The organism is Thermaurantiacus sp. (assembly GCF_053487655.1).
The window spans coordinates 22,839-42,632 of sequence record NZ_JBRCLD010000053.1 but is presented as its reverse complement, the minus strand read 5'-3'; the positions used below and the strand labels follow the sequence as shown (position 1 = coordinate 42,632).

23 protein-coding genes and 1 tRNA gene are annotated in these 19,794 nt (G+C 66.0%); 14 read left to right on the top strand and 10 right to left on the bottom strand.

Translation table 11 applies throughout. The annotated features are described in order from the left end of the window. Positions 1-48: 48 nt before the first annotated feature. Together ACWIQA_RS05815 and ACWIQA_RS05810 are read right to left on the bottom strand one after the other, a co-directional pair. Positions 49-894, bottom strand: coding sequence for a hypothetical protein (locus tag ACWIQA_RS05815; RefSeq protein WP_448582124.1), 846 nt, complete (start codon positions 892-894; stop codon positions 49-51). Between the two features lie 122 nt (positions 895-1,016). Next, entirely contained in the window at positions 1,017-1,310 is a 294-nt protein-coding gene (locus ACWIQA_RS05810; RefSeq protein ID WP_448582123.1) for a BolA family protein, read from the bottom strand. A 26-nt stretch (positions 1,311-1,336) separates the two neighbouring features. On the opposite strand from ACWIQA_RS05810, the gene ACWIQA_RS05805 reads away from it, so the two are divergent. Next, the gene (locus tag ACWIQA_RS05805; RefSeq protein WP_448582122.1) at positions 1,337-1,939 is read left to right on the top strand and encodes a DnaJ domain-containing protein; all 603 of its coding nucleotides are present in this window, start codon (positions 1,337-1,339) and stop codon (positions 1,937-1,939) included. Here ACWIQA_RS05805 and ACWIQA_RS05800 read toward each other — a convergent pair. Beyond that, positions 1,926-3,131 carry a dipeptidase gene (locus tag ACWIQA_RS05800; protein WP_448582121.1) on the bottom strand — a complete coding sequence of 402 codons (1,206 nt, stop codon included), beginning with the start codon at positions 3,129-3,131 and terminating at the stop codon, positions 1,926-1,928. The two genes, ACWIQA_RS05805 and ACWIQA_RS05800, sit on opposite strands and share 14 nt — an antisense overlap. A 103-nt stretch (positions 3,132-3,234) precedes the next feature. Here ACWIQA_RS05800 and ACWIQA_RS05795 point away from each other — a divergent pair, with 103 nt between their 5' ends. Further along, entirely contained in the window at positions 3,235-4,752 is a 1,518-nt protein-coding gene (locus ACWIQA_RS05795; protein ID WP_448582120.1) for an acetyl-CoA acetyltransferase, read from the top strand. A gap of 99 nt (positions 4,753-4,851) precedes the next feature. Here ACWIQA_RS05795 and ACWIQA_RS05790 read toward each other — a convergent pair whose 3' ends face one another. Genes ACWIQA_RS05790 through lipB form a run of 4 tightly spaced genes read right to left on the bottom strand, consistent with a single transcriptional unit; the run spans position 4,852 to position 6,857 of the window. After that, the gene (locus tag ACWIQA_RS05790; protein WP_448582119.1) at positions 4,852-5,439 is read right to left on the bottom strand and encodes a hypothetical protein; all 588 of its coding nucleotides are present in this window, start codon (positions 5,437-5,439) and stop codon (positions 4,852-4,854) included. Further along, positions 5,439-5,741: an SCP2 sterol-binding domain-containing protein gene (locus tag ACWIQA_RS05785; RefSeq protein ID WP_448582118.1), complete on the bottom strand. Its 303-nt coding sequence runs from the start codon at positions 5,739-5,741 to the stop codon at positions 5,439-5,441. The genes ACWIQA_RS05790 and ACWIQA_RS05785 overlap by 1 nt, the downstream gene beginning before the upstream one ends. Positions 5,742-5,772: 31 nt before the next feature. Then, on the bottom strand, positions 5,773-6,102 hold the full coding sequence (locus ACWIQA_RS05780; RefSeq protein WP_448582117.1) for a hypothetical protein: 330 nt from the start codon (positions 6,100-6,102) through the stop codon (positions 5,773-5,775). Positions 6,103-6,155: 53 nt separating this feature from the next. Next, positions 6,156-6,857 (bottom strand): lipoyl(octanoyl) transferase LipB, encoded by a 702-nt coding sequence (gene lipB / locus ACWIQA_RS05775; RefSeq protein ID WP_448582116.1) that lies wholly within the window; start codon positions 6,855-6,857, stop codon positions 6,156-6,158. A 140-nt stretch (positions 6,858-6,997) separates the two neighbouring features. On the opposite strand from lipB, the gene ACWIQA_RS05770 reads away from it, so the two are divergent. The 6 genes from ACWIQA_RS05770 (at position 6,998) to ACWIQA_RS05745 (ending at position 12,723) form a co-directional block, all read left to right on the top strand. Next, positions 6,998-7,870 (top strand): D-alanyl-D-alanine carboxypeptidase family protein, encoded by an 873-nt coding sequence (locus ACWIQA_RS05770; protein ID WP_448582115.1) that lies wholly within the window; start codon positions 6,998-7,000, stop codon positions 7,868-7,870. 72 nt (positions 7,871-7,942) lie between these two features. Continuing rightward, positions 7,943-9,016 carry an ABC transporter substrate-binding protein gene (locus ACWIQA_RS05765; RefSeq protein WP_448582114.1) on the top strand — a complete coding sequence of 358 codons (1,074 nt, stop codon included), beginning with the start codon at positions 7,943-7,945 and terminating at the stop codon, positions 9,014-9,016. Between the two features lie 26 nt (positions 9,017-9,042). After that, on the top strand, positions 9,043-9,900 hold the full coding sequence (locus tag ACWIQA_RS05760) for an ABC transporter permease (protein WP_448582113.1): 858 nt from the start codon (positions 9,043-9,045) through the stop codon (positions 9,898-9,900). Next, positions 9,897-10,730: an ABC transporter permease gene (locus tag ACWIQA_RS05755; RefSeq protein ID WP_448582112.1), complete on the top strand. Its 834-nt coding sequence runs from the start codon at positions 9,897-9,899 to the stop codon at positions 10,728-10,730. Before ACWIQA_RS05760 ends, ACWIQA_RS05755 begins: the two co-directional genes overlap by 4 nt. Then, a complete protein-coding gene (locus tag ACWIQA_RS05750; protein WP_448582111.1) occupies positions 10,727-11,854 on the top strand; it encodes an ABC transporter ATP-binding protein in 1,128 nt (375 codons plus the stop codon). The genes ACWIQA_RS05755 and ACWIQA_RS05750 overlap by 4 nt, the downstream gene beginning before the upstream one ends. After that, positions 11,851-12,723: an alpha/beta fold hydrolase gene (locus ACWIQA_RS05745; protein WP_448582110.1), complete on the top strand. Its 873-nt coding sequence runs from the start codon at positions 11,851-11,853 to the stop codon at positions 12,721-12,723. The genes ACWIQA_RS05750 and ACWIQA_RS05745 overlap by 4 nt, the downstream gene beginning before the upstream one ends. Here the strand turns inward: ACWIQA_RS05745 and ACWIQA_RS05740 are convergent. Continuing rightward, entirely contained in the window at positions 12,720-13,484 is a 765-nt protein-coding gene (locus ACWIQA_RS05740) for a hypothetical protein (RefSeq protein WP_448582109.1), read from the bottom strand. The genes ACWIQA_RS05745 and ACWIQA_RS05740 overlap by 4 nt on opposite strands. Positions 13,485-13,500: 16 nt before the next feature. Between ACWIQA_RS05740 and ACWIQA_RS05735 the strand changes: the two genes are divergently transcribed. The 5 genes from ACWIQA_RS05735 (at position 13,501) to ACWIQA_RS05715 (ending at position 15,885) form a co-directional block, all read left to right on the top strand. After that, entirely contained in the window at positions 13,501-14,250 is a 750-nt protein-coding gene (locus ACWIQA_RS05735) for a ComF family protein (RefSeq protein ID WP_448582108.1), read from the top strand. A gap of 27 nt (positions 14,251-14,277) precedes the next feature. After that, on the top strand, positions 14,278-14,541 hold the full coding sequence (gene grxC / locus ACWIQA_RS05730) for a glutaredoxin 3 (RefSeq protein WP_448582107.1): 264 nt from the start codon (positions 14,278-14,280) through the stop codon (positions 14,539-14,541). A 2-nt stretch (positions 14,542-14,543) separates the two neighbouring features. Continuing rightward, positions 14,544-15,365, top strand: a complete 822-nt coding sequence (locus ACWIQA_RS05725; protein WP_448582145.1) for a carbon-nitrogen hydrolase family protein — start codon at positions 14,544-14,546, stop codon at positions 15,363-15,365. Continuing rightward, complete coding sequence (locus ACWIQA_RS05720) at positions 15,362-15,757, top strand: DUF1178 family protein (RefSeq protein WP_448582106.1); 396 nt, start codon at positions 15,362-15,364, stop codon at positions 15,755-15,757. Before ACWIQA_RS05725 ends, ACWIQA_RS05720 begins: the two co-directional genes overlap by 4 nt. A 51-nt stretch (positions 15,758-15,808) precedes the next feature. Further along, a tRNA-Arg gene (locus ACWIQA_RS05715) sits at positions 15,809-15,885 on the top strand. A gap of 24 nt (positions 15,886-15,909) precedes the next feature. On the opposite strand, the gene ACWIQA_RS05710 is transcribed toward ACWIQA_RS05715, so the two are convergent. Together ACWIQA_RS05710 and ACWIQA_RS05705 are read right to left on the bottom strand one after the other, a co-directional pair. Further along, positions 15,910-17,082 (bottom strand): thiolase family protein, encoded by a 1,173-nt coding sequence (locus ACWIQA_RS05710; protein WP_448582105.1) that lies wholly within the window; start codon positions 17,080-17,082, stop codon positions 15,910-15,912. 12 nt (positions 17,083-17,094) lie between these two features. Next, positions 17,095-18,528, bottom strand: a complete 1,434-nt coding sequence (locus tag ACWIQA_RS05705; protein ID WP_448582104.1) for an ABC transporter substrate-binding protein — start codon at positions 18,526-18,528, stop codon at positions 17,095-17,097. A 213-nt stretch (positions 18,529-18,741) separates the two neighbouring features. Between ACWIQA_RS05705 and ACWIQA_RS05700 the strand changes: the two genes are divergently transcribed. Then, positions 18,742-19,776, top strand: a complete 1,035-nt coding sequence (locus tag ACWIQA_RS05700) for a cysteine synthase A (RefSeq protein ID WP_448582103.1) — start codon at positions 18,742-18,744, stop codon at positions 19,774-19,776. Positions 19,777-19,794: the final 18 nt, after the last annotated feature.

Genomic DNA, 19,794 nt, shown 5'->3' with positions numbered 1-19,794 from the left:
ATATAAGCTGAGTGGGACGCCGCTCGCACCCCCCGAAACATGCGCACCTCAGGCCACGCCGAAGGTCCAGCCCTCGGTTCTCGCAACCGCTTCGGTCAACCCGGGGGGCGCCCACCAGCGCGGGTCCCCGGCCATCGCCCGCAGCGCCGCGGCGGAAACAAGCACGTCCGTCTCGTGGTCGGAAAACCAGCCCTCCGGTGCGCCGCTCCCGAACGCGGCAAGCGCTGCGGACAGCCCGGCCGGATCGCGCAGCTTCAGACCCCGACCGCCGGCATGTCGCAGCATCGCCCGGGTATAGATTTCCACCACCGTCCGCTCGCCTGCCGGATCAAACGGCCACACGGCAAACCCTCCCCGCAGCCGATGCAACAGCCGCATGCCCGAGAAGCTGGCGCGCGCCACTTGCGCCGCGCCGACACAGTCGAACACGGACGAGGCCTTGCCGCCGCCGCCGGCATTGAACGCCGCCTCGCACACCCGCCAGCGCAGATAGTCGCGCTTGGCGCCATCCTGCGCGCCCATCCAGAAATGGGGCCGCGCCACGCCCTCGACAAAGCCGTGCGCGCCAAGGTCGGGGTCGTCCTGGCAGTGCGAGTCGACAAAGGCCCAAAAGGCCGGGCCGCAGTCCGGTGCGCTAAGCCCAGGCAGGTAGGCACCCCGGTCGAGATAGGGCGGAGCGAAGGAGAAATCGAACCCGGCAAGAACCCGCCCGGGCAGGTCAGAGAGCCACGCACCCACTTCGCCCCGCGCCCAGCCGCCAGCCCGCGGCGGCTCAACTCGCATCGGTGCCCCACCATCCGCTTCGGCCACCGCCACTGCCACGCCCAGGTGCCGTGAGCCCCTCGCGCCCGACCAGTCGACAGCAACAAAACGGTCGAAGGCGGGCGGGCTCATTCCCCTTCCCGACCGAACAGCCCCTGAAGACCCCAGCTCAAGCGCTGCGCCACCGGGCAGGACAAGCTCAACCATGGGCGAAAGCCGACCCGCGCAGAGCTCCCATTCCCCGGGCAGAAGACTCAGCCATCCTCGCCAGGGGCGATGCACCGCAGCGCCAGCGCATGGACCCGCCCGGATAGCAGATCGGCCAGGGCCTCGTTCACCATCCGCTGCCGCGCCACCCGGCTCTTGCCGGCAAAGGCAGAGCTTTCCACCAGCACGCGGAAGTGGCTCTCCCCTGAGCCGTCATCCCCGGCGTGGCCGGCGTGGAGCGCGCTCTCATTCACCACCTCCAGCCGCACTGGCGCCAACGCCTCTGTGAGACGCCGCTTGATCTCGTCCGCCACTGCCCGGCTCCTTCCTGGCCCGGTCATTTCGCCCGCTCCCGCATCGCTGCTAGATGCCCTATAGACCGCCCATGGTGGTGTCCAAAAGATCCGCGCCAGATCGAGACGGCCAGGACCCTGAATGCCGGCCCTGCGCCCACCCCGGTTGCCCCGAGCCCGGCAACTATCGTGCTCCCCTCTATCGCCCGGGCAGCGCCTTCGCCCCTGCTGCCGGGCCGCCGCCAGTCCAGTATTTCTGCCTTGCCCATGTCCGCGCATTCAATGCGTCCTGGAACTGGTTCGAAGGCATGACCGCCGAGGAGATCTGGCAGGCCCAGTCGCCCTATCCGCGCTGGGAGCGCGAAGTCGAGGCCCTCGCGCGCCACGCCGACCCGCGCCGGGCAGCCGCCGGGATCGATGATCCGCTTGGCGTGCTGCGTTGGAAGGCTGCCGCAGCCACGCCTTCCCGGCTTCGGCCTGAAGACCGCCGGGCGCTCGCCGTGCTCGACCTTCCCGAGACGGCGACGCTTGCTGACGTCAAGCGCCGTTACCGCGCCCTCGTGCGGCGCTACCACCCGGATGCGAACGCCGGCGACCGCCGCCACGAAGGCCGGCTGATCGCTGTCCGGGAAGCACACGCCCACCTTCTCAAGTGCCGCTGGTTCAATTCCGGCTGAGCCGCGCTGCCACCTTCTCGTTCGCGCGCAAGACCCGCAGGAAGTTTCCGCCCGCAAGTTTGCGCAGGTTCGCCTCACTCCATCCGCGCCGGGCAAGCTCGGCGAAGAGCGCAGGATAGGTTGCAACCGTCTCAAGACCCTGAGGCAAGTCGGGCACGCCGTCATAGTCGCCGCCCAGCCCGACATGGTCATGGCCGGCAACCCTCGCCACATGCTCGATATGGTCGGCAACCATAGCGAGAGTCGAGACCGGTCGCGGGTTCGCCTTGTCCCAGGCGGTCATTCGCGCTCGCCCATCCGCACTGCTTCCCGCCACCAGGGCGTTGGCCTGCCACCGGTTCTGCCAGTCCGCACGCGCCTGGTCGATGAAGGCGGGAACAAAGGTCACCATCACGAGGCCGCCATTGGCCGGCAGTCTCCTTAGCACATCGTCAGGCACGTTGCGCGGATGATTGGTGACACCCTTGGCGGATGAATGCGAGAAGATGACCGGCGCTTTCGTCACGTCGAGCACCTGGTGCATGACCGCTGGCGAGACATGCGAGAGATCGACCAGCACGCCCAGCCGGTTCATCTCGGCGATCATCGCGCGCCCACCGGCTGCCATGCCACTGTACCGGGGTTCGGCAGTCGCGCTGTCGAAGAGGGCTGAGGGTTGCGAATGGGTGAGCGTCATGGCCCGCACGCCGGCAGCATGAGCGCGCCGCAACACGGCAATGTCGTCGTTCACCTGGTGCGCGCCCTCGAAGGCAAGCATGGAACCGATCCGTCCCCGACGGATCGCCCGCTCCATTCCCTCGGCAGTTGTCACCAGCTCAAACACCTCAGGATGGCGCGCAATCCATGTCTTCATGAGGTCGATCTGTTCGAAACTGGTGCGGACGGCATCTTCGCCCTTCAGCCGCATCGGCACATAGAGCGACCAAAGCTGGCCCCCCACCTTCCCCTGGCGCAGGAGCGGGATCGACGTGTGTCCCGGCTGCGGCGCGCGCCTTGTCGGATCCGCAGAGAGATCAGCGGCACGCGCCTTCTCAAGCCCATAGTGGGTCCGCATCGCCCAGGGCCAGTCATTGTGGCCGTCGATGACTGGCATCGCCTTCAGCACGCGTGCCGCCACTGCCTCTGGCGAGAGCTTCGGCTGGGCATTGGCGGGGAGAGCAAGAAGGGCAAAAAGGGCAAGAGCAGCGCGCATCCGCCTCTCCTCGCCGCGTGCCGGCGGTTGCGTCAAGCGCTGGGCGGGCGCTTGCGAAATTCGGGGCTTGCCCCGCGCGTGCCAGGCGCCCACCGCCGCGTGTATGAGACCTGATCCGCGAACCCCCGTCCTCGTCGGCCTTGCCCAGTGGGTGGACCGCGACAGCGCGCCTGGCGAAGGGCTTTCCCCCCAGGAGATGCTCGCAACCGCCGCCCGCGCCGCGATTGCCGATTGCGGCGGCAACCAGGCCGCCATCGTCGCTGCAATCGACGCCATTGTGACCGTCCGCTTGTTCCAGGACTCGGGCTTCGGCGCGCCGTTTGGCAAGCAGAACAACCTGTCCCATTGCATCGCCCGGCGCATTGGTGCCACCCCCCGCCGAACGGTCTACGGCCCGGTCGGCGGCAATACGCCGCAAATGCTCGCCACCCGCTTCATGGCCGAGATCGCCCGCGGCGAGCACGAGGTGGTGCTCCTTGCCGGCTGCGAACCCATCCGGACCCAGAGCCGCGCCCAGAAGGCTGGGCTCACCCTCGACTGGGCCGAGGAAAGTCCGCAAGATGCCGAGACCCTTGGGTCAGAGATCCGCTTTGTCTCCCCGCACGAGTTCGCCCACGGCATCGGGCTTCCCGTCAACGTCTACCCGCTGTTCGAGAACGCGCTTGGCGCCCATTACGGCCGCGACCCGCTTGCACACCGCCAAGCCATCGGCAGGCTCATGGCCCGCTTCACGGAAGTGGCTGCCACCAACCCCTATGCCCAACTGCCCTTGGCGCGCACCGCCGACGAACTCATCACCCCGACGGACGAGAACCGCTACATCGGCTATCCCTATACCAAGTATCTGAACAGCAACATGTTCGTTGACCAAGCGGCAGCCCTGCTGCTGATGTCGACCGCCGCTGCCGACCGGCTGGGCGTGCCGGCTTGCAAGCGCGTCTACCTGCATGGCGCTGCCGACACGGTCGACAAGATCCTTGTCACCAGTCGCCTCAACTACTGGTCATCTCCTGCCATCCGCGCTGGTGCCGCCCATGCCCTTGCCATGGCCGGAACCGACATGGCCGGCATTGCCCACATGGATCTCTATTCCTGCTTCCCGAGTGCAGTCGAGATTGCCGCTGATATGCTCGGGATCGCCCATGATGACCCCCGCGGCCTGACACTGACCGGCGGTCTCCCCTATTTCGGCGGCCCAGGCAACAACTATTCCATGCACGGGATTGCCGAGGTGGCGGCCCGCTGCCGGGCAGCGCCAGGCACCCGTGGCCTCGTCTTTGCAAACGGCGGCTATCTTACCAAGCACAGCTTCGGCATCTGGAGCACCGCGCCGCGACCCTTTCCCGAGGCCGACCCGGCCGCCCCGCAGGCTGACCTCGATGCTGAGCCTTCCCCTGCGTTTACAGAACAGCCGGAAGGTCCCGCCACCATCGAGACGATGACGGTCATCCACGACCGCGGCGAGCCAGCCTTCGCAATCATCATTGGCCGTCTTGATGCAAGCGGCAGGCGCTTCCTTGCCCAGATCAGAGAGGGTGCTACGACCCTCATCGATGTCCCCGCCATCGGCCGCCCCATCCATGTCACACCCGGAGACCCAGTCAACATCGCCCAGCTTTGACCCCCGCCCCAGCGCCTGGCGCCTTCGGCACGAGCGACCGCCGCAGCGAACACGTCGGAGCGCCTTAGGCCGCTCTTGCTTGCCAGCCGGGAAGACGGCCTAGCAGCGCAGGAGGGGCGGGTTGCCGCGGACGCTGCAACCGGACGAAAGATCAGGCACCTTCACAAGACTGAGACTGGTCTGCGCCAGCGGCTCATCCCGGTAGCTGGCGGTGAGAGCCTGGCGGAGCGCAGGAAGCTCGGCTCTGACAAAGCCGCCGAGCTTGCCCTTGGGCACGCCAAGCGCCGCCCGAACAATCATCGCTGCCCGGTCGCAGAAGGCATATTGCGCCTCGAAGGTCGAATAGCCCTGATAGAGCTTGGTATTGTAGCGGTCGTTGGCGCGTGGGCCGTTGCGGGCGCCTGCAGTGCGGGCGAAATAGCCGGCAAGCGTTTTGACTGCGCTGGCAAGCTCATCTGCATGCTGGCGCAGAAAGGCATTGTAGTTCTCAACCATGCGATAGGATTTCGAGAAGCTGCACTGCAATGCCGCGACATTGAGCCCAGCCCGCATCGACCAGATCGCATGCGCCTCCGCCTCCCGCGCCGTCATGCCTGCAAGCGTTCCGAGCTCGGCGGGGGTTGCCCAGGCGGTCGCCGGGGCGGCGAGCAGCAGCCAGCCCGCAACCCCGGCCAATATTTTTCGCATCAGGCCAGGATCTTTCCCAGCTGCATGGCGATCGACATGTCCCCCTCGACCTTCAGCTTGCCCATCATGAAGGCCATCTGGGCGTTCTGCTTGCCAGCTGCGATTTCCGCGAAATCGGCCATCGAGACCTTGATCCGGCAGTCGGCGGCAGAGCCATCGTTCGAGACGCACGGTGTGTCACCGGTGCCATCGATGAGGACGGCCCCATCTTCGCCGAAGTCGAACACGACGCGCTTGCCGGCGATAGCGCCATTCTTCTCAACGCGCTCCTTCATTCCTGCAGTGATATCGGTCAGGCTCATCTTGGTCTCCCTAGGTCAGACAACGCGAAGCTCACTTGCCGGCCGGCGCTGGTGTCCCTGGCGCCGGCACACCAGACTGGACCGCTTCAACCGGCGCTTCAGGCATGGGGGATGCAAGCGGATCAGCCATTGCCGGCACGTCTGGCCCATCGGCCAGGCGCCCGCCCGGATCATCTGCCACCACCTCGGCAACGGTGGTGTCCGAAATCGCGTTCTCGAGTTGCGCGAGCTCGCCTGCAGGCATCGCCGCCTCCGCCTTGACCTCCGCGGAGTCGCCCGCGCTGCCGGCTGCATCCGAAGCCTTGTCCGCTCCGCCACAGGCGGCGAGCAGCAGCGTCAGCGCTGGCAGCATCACCCGCATCGTCTCTCCCTCACCTGCTGCCCGGCACGCTCGCGCCGCGCTCCTTGCGACGCCTAGCGGCCTTTGGCGGTCGCCTCAAGCGCTATCGGCAGGGCAGCAAGAAAGCGATCGGCCTCGGCAAGAAGGGCAGCATCGAGCGCCTCCATGTCGGCTCCGGGGACATGATCGACAAGGCGTGTCACCCGGCTGTCAGCAAGCCCGCATGGCACGATCGCCCGATAGGCCGAGAGGTCAGCCGCCACATTGAGCGCCATCCCATGAAAGCTGACCCAGTGCCGGACTCTAAGGCCAATAGCTCCGATCTTCGCTTCGTCCGCGCCTTCGCCAACCCAGATCCCGGTGCCAGTCTTGCTGCGCCGCGCTGCCACCCCGAGCCTTGCGAGGGCGGCAATCCCCCAGTCCTCAAGCGCGGCCACCAGCCGCCGCACATCCCGCCCCCGCCGTCTGAGGTCGAGCAGCACATAGATAACGCGCTGGCCCGGCCCGTGCCAGGTGTATTTCCCGCCGCGGCCAGCCACCACCACGGGGAAGCGATCCGGCTCGACAAGCTCTTGCGGGCGCGCTGACGTGCCTGCGGTCACCACGGGTGGATGTTCAAGAAACCAGATCCGCTCCGCGGCCGCGCCAGCAGCGATGGCGGCCACCTCGCGCTCCATCCGCAAGAGCGCATCTCGATAGGGTGTAAGGCCTTGCGTCAGTTCAAATGCAACGCCATCGACCAGCCGGTGACCTGGCATCACCTCCACTTCCGACATCTTCGCCCTTCCCTTCCGCGCAAGGCCAGGTTAGCCTGGCACAGATGAGACACATGGGTCGAGTTTCGGGCTGGGCATGGCGCGCAGCGACAGCACTGGCGCTTGCCTCTGCGCTGCCAAATCTCTCGCCGGCGCCGGCCGTGGCCACCAGCCTTTTTGCCCAGTCCCGCTATGCTGCGATCCTGCTCGATGCAAGCACGGGCGAGGTGCTCTATGCCCGCCAACCCGATGCCGAGCGGTTTCCCGCCTCCATCACCAAGGTGATGACGCTCTACCTCGTCTTCGAGCGTCTGGCAGCTGGCCAGATCCGTCTCGACGACCCTGTCACAATCAGCATCAAGGCCGCTGCACAGCGCCCATCGAAGCTCGGTCTGAAGCCAGGCCAGACGCTGTCGGTCGATGAAGCCATCCGTGCCCTTGCCACCAAGTCTGCCAACGATGTCGCAGTCGCGCTTGCCGAACATATCAGCGGCTCGGAGCAGGAGTTCGCACGCCTCATGACCCACCGGGCCCAGGCGCTTGGCATGACAAGAAGCCGGTTTGTGAACCCGTCTGGCCTGCCGGACAGCCGCCAAGTGACGACCGCGCGTGATCTTGCGACGCTGAGCCTCGCACTCATCCGGGATTTCCCGCAATACTATGGCTATTTCCAGCAGCAGCAGTTCGTGTTCCAGGGCCGCACCCTGCCCAACCACAACCACCTGCTTCGCAGCATGCCGGGAGTCGATGGGATCAAGACTGGCTTTACCAATGCGGCTGGCTTTACGCTTGCAGCCTCTGCCGTGCGCCACAACCGCCGCCTGGTTGCCGTCGTGCTCGGCAGCCCGACTCGCCTGAGCCGCGATGCCAATGTCGAGGCGCTGCTCGCCTCGGGCTTCCAGGTGCTCGCTGCCCGCAACGCCGGCCAGCGCGTCCAGGTTGCTGACCTGCTGGCGGAACCGACCGACCTCAATGACAGCCTCTTGTCGAGCCTCGTTGAACAGGGAAGCGCGGATCCGGCCAGGCGCCGCTGACGCAAGGGGGCTTCATCCCCGCCTCGCAACCGGTTAGTCCTTGTGCCCTGATGGTGACAAATGGGGGGAAGGATGGCAGGGCCGCGTGATGCAACTTCAGTCTCCCGCCGCAAGCTCCTTGCCGGGATGGGTGTGGCAGCAGTCGGCTTCTCCTTTTCCGGCTGTGGCCGCGGCGACGAGCGCCGCCTCAATTTCTACAACTGGCAAGACTATGTGGGCGAGACGACGCTTGCGGATTTCCGCGCCAAAACCGGCGTGCTGGTCAACCAGTCTTTCTTTGCAAGCAATGACGAGCTGTTCGCCAAGCTGAAGGCCGGAAACCCAGGCTACGACGTCATCGTGCCGTCAAACGAGTTCGTCACCCGCATGCGCGAGGCGGACATGCTCGAGCCCATCGACATGGGAAAGGTCCCGAACTTCGCCAACATCGACCCTGCCTTCCGCGAGGCCGCCTGGGATCCTGCGCCCCGCCATTCTGTGCCCTACACGTGGCTGGTGCTCGGGATCGGCTATCGCAAGTCCCGAGTCCAGGGCACGCCCGACAGCTGGAAATGGCTGTTCGACAGCGATCTCTACAATGACCGGATCGCCCTCATCACCGATGCTGCCGACCTCATTCGCCTCGGTGCCAAATATATGGGGAGATCGCTCGTCGGAGTGGATGCACAAACCGCCCAGGCTGTCGCCGACATGCTGGCCCGACAGAAGCCCAATATCCGTCGCTTCCACGAGGATGACGGGCAAGACCTTCTACTTGCCGGCGAAGTCGATCTCGTCCTTGAATACAATGGCGACATCGCCCAGCGGATGCGGGAAGACTCCGACCTTGCCTTCGTCGTGCCACGCGAGGGCTCCCTCATCAATGCCGACACGCTTGCCATCCCGCGGGGTGCCAGGGATCTGGAACTTGCCCACGAGTTTATCAACTTCCTGCTCGACGCCGAAGTCGGGAAGGGGATTGCGGCGTCCATTCTCTACCCCACGCCCAACGCTGCAGCCAAGGCCCTCATGCCTGCTGAATATGCAAGCAACCCTGTCATCTTTCCGTCCGGCCCAGGTTTTGAGGCGAGCGAATGGGGCCGCTTCGAGGGCGCCGAGACGCAGCGCCTTTTTGAGGAGCTCATCACTCGCATGCGCGCGGCCTGAAACGCGCACCGGGCAGAGAGGGGCAGATGGACAATAAGCTCGACTGGCGCCAGGCGCCCGGACCTTTCCTTGCCATCCTCGCTCCGCCGCTTGGCTGGTTCTTGCTTTTCCTCGCCCTGCCCCTTGCCGTCGTCCTTGCCTACAGCTTTGGAACCAATGTCGGGGTTGCCGATATTGCGCTCTCCGGCACCTTCGCCAATTACGCGCGGACGTTCGAGCCCGTCTATCTCGGGATCTTCGCAAAATCCTTCGCCATCGCAGGGCTTGCAACCCTTGTCTGCTTCCTGCTCGGCTTCCCAGTCGCAATCGCTATTGCCCTTGCCCCCCGGCGCAAGCGCACTCTCCTCCTTGTTGCCATCATGCTCCCGTTCTGGACCAATCTCCTCATCCGCACCTATGCTCTCATGACCGTGTTGCGCGATGAGGGGGTGGTCAACTGGGCGCTCAGTGCCTTCGGCCTCGGCCCGCTTGCGCTTCTTTATAGCAATGCGGCCGTCATCCTCGGCCTCGTTTACATCCACCTTCCCTTCATGGTGCTCCCCATCTGTGCAAGCCTCGACCGTCTCGACCGCTCGCTCATTGAAGCAAGCCTTGATTTGGGGGCGTCGCACTTTGCCACTATCATCCGGATTATCCTGCCGCTGGCTGCACCCGGCATCATGGCTGGGCTCCTCCTCACCTTCATCCCTGCGCTTGGCAGCTATCTTGCACCCGATCTCCTGGGCGGGCCTGACAGCCAGATGATCGCCAATGTCATCGAGCGCCAGTTCAAGCGCGCCAACGACTGGCCGTTCGGCGCTGCGCTCACCTTCCTCCTTGTTGACCTCACCCTGTTCGCACTTGCCGTGCAAGCGCTGTTGCGCCGGCGGGAGCAGCCGGCGTGAGCCTGCCAGACCTCCTCGACTATTCCCGCCGCTGGCCGTTCCGGCTCATCCTCGCGGCTGTCGGTCTCTTTCTCTACCTCCCCCTCCTCGTCCTCATTGTCATGAGCTTCAATGACAGCCGCCAGACGACCGTGTGGCGCGGCTTCACGCTCAGATGGTATGAGAAGCTCACCGGCAATGTCGAGCTCGTCGCAGCTCTCGGCAACTCGCTTGCCATCGCTGGCCTCTCGACCATCCTCGGGCTCCTGCTTGGAACGCTCGCTGCCCTCGCGCTGTGGCGGTTTCGCTTTCCAGGACTTGGCCTCATCAGCGGTGCCTTCACGATTCCCATCGTTGTTCCCGAAATCGCGCTCGGGGTTGCTATGCTCATCTTTTTCTCTCGCATCCTTCCCTGGCCTCAGGACCTCCCCTGGCCGCTCAACCTCGGCCCGATCGTCATCGCCCATGTCGCCTTCATCTTCCCCTTTGTCGCGGTCGTCGTGCGTGCCCGGCTGACGAGCTTCAACCGCGAGGCCGAGGAAGCTGCACGCGATCTCGGAGCCGGCGCATGGCGGGCCCTCTTCGATGTCGTTATCCCGCACCTCAAACCCAGCCTGGTCGCAGGCGCGCTCCTCGCCTTCACCCTCAGCCTCGACGATTTCGTCATTACTTTCTTCACTGCCGGACCCGACACCGTCACCTTCCCGGTCAAGGTCTATTCCATGGTCCGGTTCGGAATCACGCCCGAGATCAATGCGGCTTCGACCATCCTTCTGCTGCTCACGGTCGCCTTGACCGTGCTTGCCCTGCGCGTCCAGGCGATCGCTGGCGAAAGGATCGTGCCGTCATGACCAATGCCCCGCCCATCATCGAGTTCCGCCGTGTGACCAAAAGATTCGGTCCTGTCGTCGCCGTCGATGATGTCTCGCTCACCATTGCCGAGGGCGAGTTCTTTGCCCTGTTGGGCCCTTCGGGCTGTGGCAAGACCACGCTGCTCCGGATGCTGGCCGGCTTCGAAACCCCGACTCGAGGCCAGATCCTCATTGACGGGCAGGACTTTACCCGCATCCCGCCCAACCGCCGGCCGGTCAACATGGTCTTCCAGTCTTATGCCGTCTTCCCGCACATGAGCGTGGCGGAGAACATCGCCTATGGTCTCAAGATGGATGGGGTGCCCTTGGCCGAAAGGCGGGCGCGAGTGGCAGACGCCCTTGCCCTGGTCCAGCTCGAGGGCTTTGGCGACCGCCGGCCAGACCAGCTCTCTGGTGGCCAGCGCCAGCGCGTTGCGCTTGCCCGCGCCCTCGTCAAACGCCCGCGCGTCGTCCTGCTTGACGAGCCGCTTTCCGCGCTCGATGCCAAGCTGAGGGAAGAGCTCCGCTTCGAGCTCTCCCGTCTTCAGGATCGGGTCGGGATCACCTTCGTGATGGTCACCCACGACCAGGATGAAGCGCTCGCGCTCGCCACGCGCTGTGCCGTCATGCACAAGGGCAGTCTCATTCAAGTCGCAACGCCTGCTGACCTTTACGAATTCCCGAGCTCGCGCCTGGTTGCCGACTTCATCGGCTCCGTGAACTTGTTCGAGGGCCGGATCCGGGAGGATGCAAGCGACCATGCCATAATCGACCTGCCCGAGGCGGGCATTGTCGCCTGGCTCGACCATGGCACTGGCGCGTCTGAGACCGTGCCAATCTGGCTTGCCATCCGGCCGGAGAAGATGGAGCTGCACAAGCGCGACAACGGTAATGGGCCTCCAGTCATGGAAGGCACGCCCGAAGGCCATAATGTCGTTGCCGGCACCATTACCGACATCGCCTATCTCGGCTCGGAATCCGTCTACGAAGTCAAGCTTGAGACCGGCAAGATGGTCCGAGTCATCCGTCCCAACCTCACTCGCTGGGATCAGGAGGACTTCACCTGGGACGAGCCGGTCTGGCTTGGCTGGCACGCCGAGGCGGCTGCAGTTCTTCTGCAGTGACCTGCTCGGTCTTCGTCGAGGTGCCTGGCGGCGCGATCCACGCCCGCCATTGGCCCGGGGCCGACGGCCAGCCGGCGCTGGTCTTTGTCCATGCCACTGGCATGTGCGGTGCAGTCTATCTCGACCTCCTTGCCCCATTTGCCGAAGCTGCCGACCGGCCAGCCATCTGGCTTCCGGACATGCGCGGGCATGGCCGGACTCGGCTTCCCGCGACACCGGGCGAGATTCCAGTCGATTGGAGCCTCTACCGCGCTGATCTCGCAGCATTCCTCGCTGCCATCTCCCCTGGCCGGCCAGTGCTGCTCGCCGGGCACAGCTTTGGGGCAACCGTTGCATGCGAACTCGCCGCCCAGCGGCCCGACCTCGTCTCGGCCCTCCTCCTGCTCGACCCGGCTTTCATCCCTTTCGCACACGCCAGGGCCTATGCTGCGGCCCGCGCCGCCGGGGAGAACCCGCCCAATGCCATGGCCGAGGGCGCCGAGCGCCGCCGCTCTGGCTTTACGTCGCGCGCCGAGGCCCGCGCGCGTCTCCACCATCGCGGCGTTTTCGCACACTGGCCCGATGCCGCGCTTGACGCCTATCTCGAGGATGGTCTTGCCGACGACGGCCGCCTCACCTGCCCCCCGGCGTGGGAAGCAACCAGCTTCCGCGGTGTCTCGACCACGCTTGAGGCAAGCCTTGCTGATCTCACAACGCCCTTCACACTCCTTGCAGCAAGCGACGGGTCGACCGTGACCGACGCGGATTTCTTGACCTTCGCGCGCCACCCCCGGTGCCGCGTTGCCGCACGGGTAACGGGCGGCCACTTCTTCCCCGTCACCCACCCCGGGACCGTGCGCCCCCATCTCGCCGGCCTCCTCACCGGCTAGGGCTTGCGCGCCGACAGGAACAGCAGCTCGAGCGTGACCGTCACCTTCCCGTCCGCCTCGGCACCCTGGGCGAATGCCGCCTCCGCCGCCGCCCAGCGCCCGCGCGTCATCGGCACGCGGCTCCGCCTTGCAAGCCAGCCGGTCTCGCCCATCGCCCGGGCATCCCTCGCCAAGGTCGCAAGATCGGGGTAGCGGGCGCGCACTTCCACGACTTCCGCAACCGGTTCAACAAACCCGGCGCGCTGCAGCAGCGCTGCGCTCTGTGCTGGGTCCACCGTCGGCCCAACACGTGCAGCGATGGCACCTGCTGCCATATCGGCCTCAAGAAAGGCAGCACGCACTTGCGGCAGCGCCATGCCCGCAGGGAAGACGGCAAGCCAGCGACCGCCGGAAACAAGCGCCCGGCGGGCGAGCACCAGCGCGCCGGGCAAATCGTTCACGCCATGCAGCAGCATCACCGAGCGGATCCGTGCAAGTGCGGAGTCCCCGAACGGCAGCGAATCCTCCTCGCACAGAAGCTGCAGGCCCACGCCCGGCAGCCGCTGCGGGGCAACATCGGCTGCGATGTGGCCCGCAGGGGTGAACGGCCCGGCACCCAGGGTCAGCACCAGCCCCTCAGGGCCTGGCGGCAGCAGCGCCTCACGCGCTGCCAGCTCCTCGCAGGCGTGGCGCAGCAGAAAATCAGCGCGCGTGAGCGGCAGGCGCGCCCGCGCCCGCTGCCGCAACACGGGGTCAAAGGGCCTCGCGCTGGTGTCACCCATGCGCTAGCCTTGCCACATGGCGGCAACTGTCCAAGCCCTCGCCCTGTCTGCTGTTGCCGGCTTGCTCGACCTTCTGATGCCGCCGGCCTGCGCTGCCTGCAAGGCACCAGTGGTGACAGCTCATGGCCTTTGCCCTGCCTGCTTTGCGGCGCTCCCGCGCTTGCCGCATCCGCTGTGCAGCCGCTGCGGCACGCCGATGCCGCCGCATGCCCTTGTCGAGGACGTCTGCATCTCTTGCTGCAACCAGCCGCCGGCCTTTGACAGTGCGCGCGCGCCTCTTGCCTATGCAGGCCCAGCGCGAGCGCTGGTGCTGCGGTTCAAGACTGGGCGCGAGGAGCTTGCCTCGCTCATGGCGCGGATGATGCTCGCTGACAGCGCACTCCCTGAAGGCGCAGTCCTCGTTGCCGTCCCGCTCCACCGCTGGCGCTTGCTCCAGCGCGGCTATAACCAGTCCGCCCTTCTCGCCCAATCGCTCGCCCGCATGTCCGGCCACATTCATACCCCCGAGCTTCTGGTGCGGATCCGGGCGACGCCCTCGTCCCGGGGTCTCACCCGCGCCCAGCGCCTGGCGAAGGTCGCTGGCGCATTCGCCGTGCCAGAAGCGCAACGGCCGCGCGTGGCTGGCGCTGTCTGCGTGCTCATCGATGATGTGCTGACAACCGGTGCGACAGCGGCGGCCTGCGCTGCCGCCCTTAAGAGGGCCGGCGCAGCCGAAGTCCATGTGCGCACCTTCGCCAGAGTTGCGCGCGAGGCCACGCAACCTTAAGTCGAAAAGACCGTCCAGGAAGGCATCATGGCCAAGGTCGAGATCTACACCAAGTTTCTGTGTCCCTACTGCAGTCGTGCCAAAGCCGTGCTGCGCCGCCACGGCGTCGAGCCAGTCGAGTTTGACATCACTTTGGGTGGACCAAAGCGCCAGGAAATGCTTGCCCGCAGCAACGGCCGCAGCACCGTGCCACAGATCTTCATCAACGGCCATCACATCGGTGGCTGCGATGATCTCGTCGCACTCGATCGCGCCGGGGGCCTCGCGCCGCTGCTCGCTGGTTCGACATGACCCTGAGCATTGGCCTTATCCAGACGACAACAGGTCTCGATGCTGGCAAGAGCGCGAGGGAACTGAGCGCGGCGATCACGCGTCTTGCAAAGCGCGGTGCCTCTCTTGTCTTTACGCCCGAGATGTGCGGCATCCTCGATCGCAACCCCACCCGGCTTTCCGCAGCCGCTCGACAGGAGGCAGACGACCCTGTTCTCGCTGCTCTCTGCACGACGGCCTCGGCGCAGCAAGTCGCCGTCCACATCGGCTCCCTTGCCATCCGGGTGCCGGGCTCGCCCCTCCTTGCCAACCGCAGCTTCGTCATTGGCCCGGATGGGCGGATTCTTGCCCGCTATGACAAGCTCCACTTGTTCGACGTCGACCTGCCTGACGGCAGCTGCTACCGCGAGTCAGCAAGCTTTGCCGCCGGCACCAGCACAGCGGTTGTCGATGTCGCCGGGATCCGCCTCGGCCTTGCCATCTGCTATGATCTCCGCTTTCCGGCCTTGTTCCACGCCCTTGCTGGCGCTGGCGCCGAAGTCCTTGCCGTGCCAGCGGCCTTCACAAGGCCAACGGGGAGAGCGCACTGGCATGTGCTGCTGCGGGCCCGGGCGATTGAAACAGGCAGCTTCGTGGTGGCTGCAGCACAAACCGGCACCCACGCAGACGGCCGCGAAACCTACGGCCACAGCCTCGTGGTTGACCCCTGGGGCGAAATCCTGCTCGACATGGGAGACGCGCCGGGCGAGGCCATCGTCACCCTTGACCGCGGCCGTATTGCTGACGTCCGGTCGCGGATCCCGGCACTCGCCCACGCCCGCCCCATCCCGGCGCCAGCCGCATGATCGTCTATGATCTTGCCTGCAGCGCCGGCCATGTCTTCGAGGGCTGGTTTGCAAACGCGGCCGACTATGACCGCCAGAAGGAAGCCGGCCTTCTCACATGCCCGGTGTGTGACAGCCGCGAGGTGACCAAGCAGCCTCAAGCCCCCGCTGTTCCCCGCAAAGGCAACCGCCATCCGCTCGCCGCACTCCGTGCTGAAATCGAGTCGCAATGCGACGACGTCGGCCCGCGCTTCCCCGAAGAGGCGCGCGCCCGGCACGCTGCAGCCCAGCGCGGGGAGACCGTGCGCGGCGCCTATGGCGAGGCGAGCCTGGCTGAAGTCCGGGCTCTTGTCGACGAGGGCATTCCCGTCGCCCCGCTCCCCTTCCGCCCGCGCCGGCTCGCCGACGCCTGACGCTCCTTCCTCTTGCTCCCCGGCTTGCCACAAGCGATAGGCCTAGTGTGCGGTCCCGTAGCTCAGCCGGATAGAGCAGCGGTTTCCTAAACCGGAGGTCACAGGTTCGAGTCCTGTCGGGACCGCCAAGCCCCCCGGCATGGCTGGCCGGGTCAGTCCACTCGCAGCGTAACAGCCGTTGCCTCGCCGCCGCCAATGCAGATGGCAGCAAGGCCGGTGCCGCCGCCGCGCGCCTTTAGCGCATGGATTAGAGTCACCAGGATCCGCGCCCCCGAGGCGCCGATCGGATGGCCGAGCGCGCAGGCACCCCCGTTCACATTCACTCGGGCATGGTCAAGCCCGAGGTCGCGCATCGCAATCATGGCGACCACAGCGAATGCCTCATTGACTTCGACGAGATTGATGTCGCGCGCAGAAAGCCCGGCTTTGGCGAGCGCCTTCTGAGCCGCGGGGGCGGGTGCGGTTGTGAACCAGGCCGGCTCCTGGGCATGGCTTGCATGGCTCAAGATTGTCGCCAGCGGCGCAAGCCCGCGTGCCTTGGCCGTTTCTCGTCGCATCAGGACGAGTGCGGCAGCGCCATCGGAAATCGAGCTGGCGTTGGCTGCGGTAATCGTGCCGCCGGGCGCGAACGCTGGCCTGAGCTGCGGGATCTTCTCCGGCTTGGCCTTGCCGGGCTGTTCATCAACAGCGATCGGCCCGCTCTTCGTCTCGACGGCCACGATCTCGTCTGCGAAGGCGCCAGAGCTGATCGCCGCCCGGGCCCGCTCGAGGCTCGCAATGGCAAAATCGTCTTGGGCAGCGCGGGTGAACTGATAGTGGGCGGCGGCTTGCTCGGCGAAGCTTCCCATCAGGCGGCCAGGCTCATAGGCATCTTCAAGGCCGTCAAGAAACATGGAGTCGACAACCTGGCCGTGGCCCATGCGCAGGCCGCTGCGCGCTCTGGGCAAGAGATAGGGCGCGTTCGTCATCGACTCCATGCCGCCTGCGACCACCACATCCGAGCTTCCTGCCTTGAGCGCGTCATGGGCGTGGATGACCGCCTGCATGCCCGAGCCACACATCTTATTGAGGGTGACGCACGGCACGGCATCGGCAAGGCCGGCGCCGCGCGCGGCCTGCCGCGCCGGGGCCTGGCCCTGGCCGGCCGGGAGGACACAGCCCATCACCACTTCGTCGACGGCATCCGCATCAAGGCTTGCGTCAGAAACGGCAGCACGAATTGCCGCCGCCCCCAGCACGGGCGCCGGGAGGTCACGAAAATCACCCTGGAAGCCACCCATCGGCGTTCGCCGAGCTGCCACGATGACCACATCTTTATCCTGCATGTCCGTCCTTCCTCAGTCGTCCCGCCGCAACGCAGCAAGCGGGTGCACACCGCCCGGATTGGGCTCGAAGCCTTTGACCCTTGGCGCAACCAGAGCCCAGCGCAGCGGCTGGATAAGCGGAATGGCTGCCACATCTTCCTGCCACAGCCGCTCGGCGAGCGCGATCCGCGCCATCCGCTCAGCAAGCGTTGGCGCGTCCCAGCCTGACTGCAGCAAGCGGTCAGCCTCTGGCAGACACAGTCCGAATGGGTTGGCGCCGCAGCGCAGGGGCAGCAGGAACGGCACCGGGGAGTCGATGCGGCTTTCGGCACTGGTGAGTGCGACATCGAAATCGCCAGCAGCCAGGGCGCGGGCGTGGCCGCCTGCCGACCGCCGCTCCACCACCACCTCTGCCCCGATCGCCGACCAACCGGCAACCAGGGAGGCTGCAATGCGTTCCTCCTCAACAGAGTCGCCAATGGCAAGCCGGATTCGCAGCCGCTCCTCGGCGCCGAGGTCGGCCTCGGTGAGCCGGCTGCGGGCATCGGCGAGAAGGGCTGCTGGCGGAAGGTCAGCCCAGTCGGGCCGCGGCGCCCCTGGGTAACTGGAGAGGCCAGGCGGTGTCAGGCCAAGAATGGGGACGGCTGCATCCGATCCATAGATCGCCCGGCTGAGCTGGGCCCGGTCGATGGCCCGCTCAAGCGCTTGGCGCACGCTCAGCTGGTGCAAGGGCGCGCGCGTGCGGTTGATGGCAAGATAGAGGATGGCGCGTGCGCGCATGAGGACAAGGGCCTCACGTGGAGCGCTGACACGGGCTTCTGAAACACCAGCGTGGAAGCCGCCGAGGACAAGGTCGGTCTCACCGCGGGCGAAGCGACGAACCGCGTCAGCCGGTCTTTCGACTCGGAGTTCGATGCTGCCAGTTCCGACAGCTGCTGCATCAAAATAGGCGGGATTGGCCTTGAGCGTGCGGACAGCTGATGCGGATGCTTCGGCAAGCACGAAAGGTCCAGCCGGCCAGTTGGCCGAATCGCGGCCCCGTTTTGCTGGCCGGATGGCAAGTTCGGGCCTGGCAAGAAGCTCGAGAATTTCCGGCTGCGGAGTGGAAAGATTGAGCTCGACCACATCTTCAAGTGGCGCCGATGTTCCCGAAACACCCGCAAGAAGCGCGCGCGTTGCCGAATTGGCTGAACCCTTGGCCGCAGCCAGCGCGCGAACGACATCTGCTGCCGTCAACTTCCGCTCGGCACTGATGGCCATAGGCCCCAGGCGGAATATGATGAAGCTGCCATCGTCGCTCACCCGCCAGCTGCGCGCAAGTGCGGGCACGATCCGCCCGGCCGCGTCAGAACGCGTGAGGCCTGCGCTTGTTGCCTCGGCCACCAATTCATCGGCCATCGCAGTTGAGAGGACGTCGACGATCAGGCCTGGCCGGCCGCGGTCCGCGCGGTTGCATGCTGCAGTCACGAGTGCTGCCACCGCCAGCAAGGGCAACAAGGGCAGATAGCTGTGCCACGAACAGCGCCGGGGCAAAGCGGCTCCGGAACGCCTGCGGCGGGCAAGAGTCCTTGGTGTGAGCAGCATGGGGAGCGGCATCGGCATCTTCGGTTTGCGCCATCCCTGCCTTCGTCGAGGAAAAGCGCGCTGGCAAGCGGCCCGGCACCTGCTATCCCGACCAGCATGACCCGGATTGGACAGGAACTCGGCGAGCTCGTCGGCAACACGCCTCTGGTGCGATTGAAGGGGCCGTCGGCCCGCACTGGCTGCACCATTCTCGGGAAATGCGAGTTCATGAACCCTGGCGGCTCGGTCAAGGATCGCGCCGCCCTCTTCATCATCCGCGATGCCGAGGCGCGTGGCACGCTCAAGCCCGGCGGAACCATTGTCGAAGGTACGGCCGGCAACACCGGCATCGGCCTCGCCGTTATCGGTGCAGCTCGCGGCTACCGGACTCTGATCGTCATGCCCGAGACCCAGAGCCAGGAAAAAAAGGATGCCTTGCGGGCGCTCGGAGCCCAGCTGGTCCTTGTCCCTGCTACCAGCTACGCCAATCCCGGCCACTATGTGCACACGTCCCGCCGGCTTGCTGAGGAAACCCCGGGGGCGATCTGGGCCAACCAATTTGACAATGTCGCCAACCGGCTTGCCCACATCAAGACGACAGCAACCGAGATCTGGGAAGCAACGGGCGGCAAGCTCCACGGCTTCACGTGCGCAGCCGGCACTGGAGGAACGATTGCCGGCACCGGTCTTGGTCTGAAGGCGCTCGACCCAACCATCCGCATCGCTCTCACCGATCCCGATGGAGCCGCCCTCTACAGCTGGTTTACGCGCGGCGAACTCGTCGCGGAAGGAAATAGCGTGGCGGAAGGGATCGGCCAGAGCCGCGTCACAGCCAATCTCGAAGGCGCCCCGGTCGACGTGGCCTACCGGGTCTCTGATCGCGAAGCCTTGCCAATTCTCCATGAACTGATGGCCGAAGATGGCCTCCATCTCGGCCTCTCCTCGGCCATCAACGTGGCCGGCGCAGAACGGCTCGCGCGCGATCTTGGTCCGGGACATACGGTCGTCACCATCTTGTGCGACAGTGGGAGCCGCTACCTCTCGACGCTCTGGAACCCGGAATGGCTGAAGGCGAAGGGCCTGCCGCTGCCGCCCTGGGTTGCGCGCGAGGACGTCGACTGCCACCCGCCGGCTCGACAGGCGCCTGGTTAACTGCTAGAGTGCTCATCT